At 52.1% G+C, this 6,000-nt stretch carries 5 protein-coding genes; 4 read left to right on the forward strand and 1 reads right to left on the reverse strand.

The annotated features are described in order from the left end of the window. Positions 1-150 precede the first annotated feature (150 nt). Positions 151-1,878 (forward strand): bifunctional isocitrate dehydrogenase kinase/phosphatase, encoded by a 1,728-nt coding sequence (aceK, locus tag ACLEIV_RS15470; protein ID WP_410457528.1) that lies wholly within the window; start codon positions 151-153, stop codon positions 1,876-1,878. 123 nt (positions 1,879-2,001) lie between these two features. Here the strand turns inward: aceK and ACLEIV_RS15475 are convergent, their stop codons facing one another. Next, positions 2,002-2,493: a putative 4-hydroxy-4-methyl-2-oxoglutarate aldolase gene (locus tag ACLEIV_RS15475; protein ID WP_410457529.1), complete on the reverse strand. Its 492-nt coding sequence runs from the start codon at positions 2,491-2,493 to the stop codon at positions 2,002-2,004. A 503-nt stretch (positions 2,494-2,996) separates the two neighbouring features. Here ACLEIV_RS15475 and arcA point away from each other — a divergent pair. From arcA to ACLEIV_RS15490, 3 genes are all read left to right on the forward strand, one after another. Next, complete coding sequence (arcA, locus tag ACLEIV_RS15480; RefSeq protein WP_410457530.1) at positions 2,997-3,713, forward strand: two-component system response regulator ArcA; 717 nt, start codon at positions 2,997-2,999, stop codon at positions 3,711-3,713. 165 nt (positions 3,714-3,878) lie between these two features. Continuing rightward, complete coding sequence (locus tag ACLEIV_RS15485; RefSeq protein WP_410457531.1) at positions 3,879-4,625, forward strand: glycosyltransferase family 25 protein; 747 nt, start codon at positions 3,879-3,881, stop codon at positions 4,623-4,625. 143 nt (positions 4,626-4,768) lie between these two features. After that, positions 4,769-5,854, forward strand: a complete 1,086-nt coding sequence (locus tag ACLEIV_RS15490; RefSeq protein ID WP_410457532.1) for an O-antigen ligase family protein — start codon at positions 4,769-4,771, stop codon at positions 5,852-5,854. Positions 5,855-6,000: the final 146 nt, after the last annotated feature.

The following is a 6,000-nucleotide window of genomic DNA, read 5'->3' on the forward strand; positions in this document are numbered from 1 at the left end:
CGCCATTTTTCAAAGATGGATGTCCTTTTTCATTTATTAAAGTGGTACCCACGACTCAAAATACAGTCATTACCAACGACTCACCGAGGTACTTATTGTAACGTTTAAGAGTGGGTGTCCTTTTTCATTCTTTCACGATACGGAGCACGAATGAGCAATACCGCCAGGGAGATGGCCCGGATCATCATGACCCGATTTGATGACTTTTATCGCAGCTTTCTCGATATCACCCGGGGCGCGCAGGCCAGATTCGAGGTCAAGGACTGGTCAGGCGTTCAGCAGGCCGGACGCCAGCGTATTCGCCTGTATGACCATCATGTGAATGAAGCGGTACAGGCTATTCGCGATCACAACGGTGGCGGGTTATTGAGCCAGCATGACCTCAAGGCCATCAAGCAGGCGTTCAACGATCTGCTGATCGAGCATACCAATCCGGAAATTGCCGAGTCCTTTTACAATTCTGTGTATCGGCGCTCCTTTCGCCATCAGAACATCCGGGCAGAGAACCTGTATGTACACGGCTTTGTTCATCGGCTGCCCCAGCCGGATCTTACCCCCCACTGCAGGCAGTATCACATCAAAACGGGGGACTTGACCAAGACACTCGGCCTGGTACTTCAAGGATTGCAGCTTTCCGTCCCGTTTCGGGATCTGGGGCAGGATCTGAAGTATGTCAGCCGCTACCTGCAGGAATTCGGCCCGGCCGACTCAACCCACGGCAACATCAGCCTTACCTTTATCAACCACCTGTTCTTTCGTAACAAGGGGGCCTATCTCATCGGCCGGCTGGAATGCGGCAACACCTGTCTGCCCTTCATCTTGCCCATTCTGCACCACGAACAAGGTGGCCTCTATCTGGACACACTGCTCCTCTCTCACGACGATGCCTCCATACTGTTCGGCTTCGCCCGCGCCTATTTCATGGTGTGGTGTCCGGTGCCGGCGCTGCTGGTACACTTTTTACGGCCACTACTGCCCAACAAGGCCGATTACGAAATCTACAGCGCCATCGGCTGCCAGAAGCACGGCAAAACCGAGTTTTATCGGGATTTTTTGCGGCAGCTGCATGGCTCGCGGGATAAATTTGTATTGGCTCCGGGCATAAAAGGTATGGTGATGAGCGTGTTCACCCTACCCTCTTATGATGTAGTGTTCAAAATCATCAAGGACAAATTCACTCCCCCCAAAGAGGTCAGCCACGACACGGTGCGCGCCAAATATCGACTGGTGAAACAGCACGACAGGGTAGGTCGTATGGCCGACACCATGGAATTTACCAACTTCGAATTTCCACTGCACCGCATCAGCCCCGAGTTACTGAACGAGCTGCAGCAGGTCGCGCCTTCGCTGCTCACCATCACCGACGATACCCTGTTGATCCGTCATCTATATACAGAGCGACGCATGACGCCGCTAAACATTTATCTGGAGCATGCCTCGGATCAGCAGGTAGTTGATGTCATTGATGAATACGCCAACGCCATCAAACAGCTGGCCACCGCTAACATATTTCCCGGCGACATGCTGTTCAAGAACTTCGGCGTGACTCGTCACGGCCGGGTGATTTTCTACGACTACGATGAAATCTCTTACATGACCGAATGCAACTTCAGAGATATTCCCAAGGCCCGCTACCCGGAAGACGAGCTCAGCGCCGAGCCCTGGTATTCGGTGGCCCCCAACGACATCTTCCCCGAAGAATTCGCCACCTTCCTGCTTAGCAGCCCTCGCATCCGCGAGGCCTTCAAGCAACAGCACAACGAGCTGTTCACCGCCGAATACTGGCGCCAGCTGCAGCAGAACATCCAGGCCGGTCAATTCGGCGATGTCTTTCCCTACCGGCGTAAACGTCGCTTCCGCTACCTGCACTCATCTTGAAAACGTAAGTAACATGAAGAAGGACACCCACCTTTGAAAAACGGGTGTCCCACATGGCTTGCCACATGGCTTGGCTTTAAGCCGGGCTATGGTGTGCGACCGGCATAACAGGACTGCCGCGGGTTAAAACGCCGGGTGACTCAGTGGCTCGCGCGCCACCAGAATACCGTTGATATCGGCATAGAGGTAATCACCGGGATAGATGGTAACGCCGGCAAAGGTGACCGGCACATCCACATCCCCCAGGCCACGCTTTTCGGTCTTCATCGGGCAAGTAGCCAACGCCTTGACTCCCAAAGCCATGTGGCCGATGGCGCCGGCATCGCGAATGGCGCCGTTAATCACGACCCCTTCCCAACCATTTTCCACCGCCTGTTCGGCAAGCTGATCGCCCATCAACGCGCGGCGCAACATGCCGCCGCCATCCACCACCAGTACCTTGCCTGTACCCGGCGTGGCCACCAGCTCCCGTACCCGGGAGTTATCCTCGTAGCAACGCACCGTGACTACCTCGCCCCAGAACACATCATCTGCGCCATAACCCTTGAACAAGGGGGCCAGTATATTTACCTTAGCACCGTGCTCGTCACACAAATCCGGTAGTAAATCCAACATCTTGCGCTCCTTATGTCTGTAATATCGTCCACTCGCTCCAGTTCTGCACAATACGGCAGACAAGTCCACAAGCAAAGACTCAGCTTCAGACTAACCTAGCCTTCGGATAGCCGAAAGGCGGGTACTTTTTCAACTGTTTCTATAACATCTGACTATTCTTGTTAAATTTTCTCTTGACCTGGATCACGCTGCCCCCTAAAACTATTTAACATTATCGACTGCGGGCTGTTGTTATGCCCCTGTTAACTGTTAAAATACAGCAACTTTAGGTAATGGACCTCTGTTTGTCCCGTCTGTCTATTTTTTGGGCGTGAAGCAGTAACTGCTGGGATGCAAATAAAAACGGCTCAAAGATACAGGGCCACCGGACCTATGCCTTACCACCCCTTGCGGTAACGTAATGCAAAGAAGTGATGCGGTAGAGTGAACAAGCCGCACCTCCCTTCCAGCACCGGTAACTGTTGATACTGAATTCTATTTACATCTAAAAAACAGGTAGGCTCATGCAGACTCCTCACATTCTGATCGTCGAAGACGAATTAGTTACCCGCAATACCCTGAAAGGCATTTTCGAGGCCGAAGGCTACGCCGTACTGGAAGCCACCGACGGTGAAGAAATGTACAGGGCGCTGTCCAACAACAAGATCAACCTGGTGATCATGGATATCAACCTGCCAGGAAAAAATGGTCTACTGCTGGCACGCGAACTGCGCGAACAGCACAGCCTGGCGCTGATGTTCCTGACCGGCCGCGACAACGAAGTCGACAAAATCCTGGGCCTGGAAATCGGCGCCGACGATTACATCACCAAACCCTTCAACCCACGAGAACTGACCATTCGGGCCCGCAACCTGCTTAGCCGTACCATGCAGACCCCGGAAACCCAGGAAGAAGAAAAACAGGTAGAAGCCTATCGTTTCAACGACTGGACCCTGGATATCAATAGTCGCGCCCTGATCAGCCCCAACGGCGAAATGTTCAAGCTACCGCGCAGCGAATTCCGCGCCATGGTGCACTTCTGCGAAAACCCGGGCCAGATCCAGAGCCGCGCCGAACTGCTTAAGAAAATGACCGGCCGCGAACTCAAACCCCACGACCGCACCGTAGACGTCACCATACGTCGTATTCGCAAACACTTCGAGTCCATTCCCGACACCCCGGAAATCATCGCCACCATCCACGGCGAAGGCTACCGCTTCTGCGGCGACCTGGAAGACTAAAACCAAAAGCCCCGCTTCGGCGGGGCTTTGCATGTTGGCTGTAGATTTGCTGTAAAGGCCCAGTCTGGCTTCATCAACACAGAGCAAAATCCCCCCTACCTCAGTTAAGGCTTCTTCACAAATTATGGTACTATCTTCGCAATTTTTGTACCTCAGGCTCAACCAATGCACCCCCTTTCAGTTTTTGTAATCAGCCTAGAAAAATGCCTGGAACGCCGAGACTACATCGCCGCCCAGCTACAGCAACAGGGCATCGATTTTTCGTTTTTTAACGCCGTGAACGGCAGTGATAAAAGCAACCCCTTGTTAAAGCGTTACAACCATACCAAACGAAAATGGCTAACCAGTGGTAAAGAGGCCACCGATGGTGAAATTGGTTGCTATGCCAGCCACTATTCACTATGGCAGAAATGTGCAGACATCAACCAGCCGCTGGTGGTGGTGGAAGATGATGCAAAAATTTGCCCTAATGCGGCACAAACACTGAAGCTGGCTGCTGAAAAAATTGAAAAGTATGGCTTTTTACGGCTGGAATGTGTGATCAGAGGGGAAACGATCACCATGGAAGAAAGTGAAGATTACCGCATCAGCCGGATGAGCGATAATTTTGGAGGACTGCGTGCCTACGCTATCGCCCCATGGGCGGCACAGAAGCTTTTGAGAGGCTCCCAAAGTTGGTCCTTACCCGTGGACAACTACATTGGCGCCCCTTACTTCCATGGTATGGAGTCTTATCATCTGCACCCAGATTTTGCGGAAGATACCCGACCGTTCGAAACTACCATCCAGTTTTATGATAAAGAACAAGTCCCATTTTATAGAAAACCGAGCCGTGAGCTCTATTCTGCTTACCGAAAACTAAGACTTTATCTTCACAATAGAAAGTTCAAAAAAATTAAGTGCGTAGGCTAAAAATGTTGTCACTCAATAAAAAAGTCTTTTTATCTCGCCTGGAAACTCTCTTTTTACTAAGCCCGTTCATCTGGCTGATGACGGGGGTGTTCAACGTACCAGATGGCAAGTCAATACTTAGCCGGCTCATCCCCGTAGTCGCAGTGTATTGCCTTTTTCGCTTCAAGGGCGAGTGGAAACACAACCTCTCTTTACCCGGCTTCAAGGTTTTCAGTCTGGCTAATGCCGCCTTGTTTGCATTGCTCACTCTGCAGCACCTGCTGGGTGGAGAAACCTTCAGCTTTGCCCGAATCCTGTTGCTGGTACAGTGTTATTTCATCTTGATACCTTGGCGTAACATCAGCTCACGCCATTTTTTTGCCACTGTAGCTCTGGGCGCCACTGTAACCGGTGCAAGCTCTGTATATGAAGTCACCGTGCTGCATCTGGGGCGAGCCGGTAGCCTTGCCTCCAACCCGATTCCCTATGCCACCTCTGCCGGCGCATTGCTGATGAGCTGCCTGTGCTTTTTGTTCAGATCTAACGCCAGCAGAGGCTACAAGCTGCTTTACGCTGTCGGGGTTATTGGCGCCAGTATCGCTATTGTGTTTAGCGGCACCCGTGGTGTCTGGTTGGCGGTGCTGGTAATGATGTTGCTGCTTGCGCTGCCACTGCTACGCAAAACCAGCCTGAAGGGGGCGCTAACCACCTTGATAGTGGGCAGTCTGCTGGTCAGTGGTAGCATTTATGCCTTGGGGGACAAGCTAAAAAGCCGCTATCAGCAAACCAGCCGAGAGTTTGCCAGCATCGCCAATAGCAATTTGAATACCTCCATCGGCATTCGGCTACAGCTGTGGCAGCGGGGCGCAGACTACATATTGCAAAATCCGGTATTGGGCACCGGCACCGCCGGCTATCTACAAAAGGTAGAGCAGGATAAAAGCGCCGGAATAATAACCCCTGTCGCCGCGCTGCAGGCCAAAGCCCATTTTCATAATCAGTATATCGACACCCTGGTGCGTACCGGAGTCCTGGGCCTGGTGGCGCTGCTACTCTGGATGCTGCTACCAGTGTGGCTGCTACGCAAATCAGGAAGTCCGTTAAACATCTGTACTCTGGCTATAGCCGGAACAATACTGGTTGCCGGCATCACCGACGTGCCCTTTCACCACACCCACATCATTTACTTCTACAGCATGCTGATGGGAATAATGTTATTGAAATCACAGGAAATTCAAAGTGAAACCTGAGGCATCATACAGTTCCCTCCCCTTTAGCAGAACAACAGCGGGGGGCAATGCAAGGTGAGGTGTAGGGAGGAGCTACAGCACTAACCTCCCTATGTAGTGGTTCAATGATCCCGGACACCATTTAAGGTGGTACAGTCACCACCGTA

Origin of the sequence: Oceanisphaera submarina (assembly GCF_046521305.1) — a bacterium.
Lineage (GTDB): Bacteria > Pseudomonadota > Gammaproteobacteria > Enterobacterales > Aeromonadaceae > Oceanimonas > Oceanimonas submarina.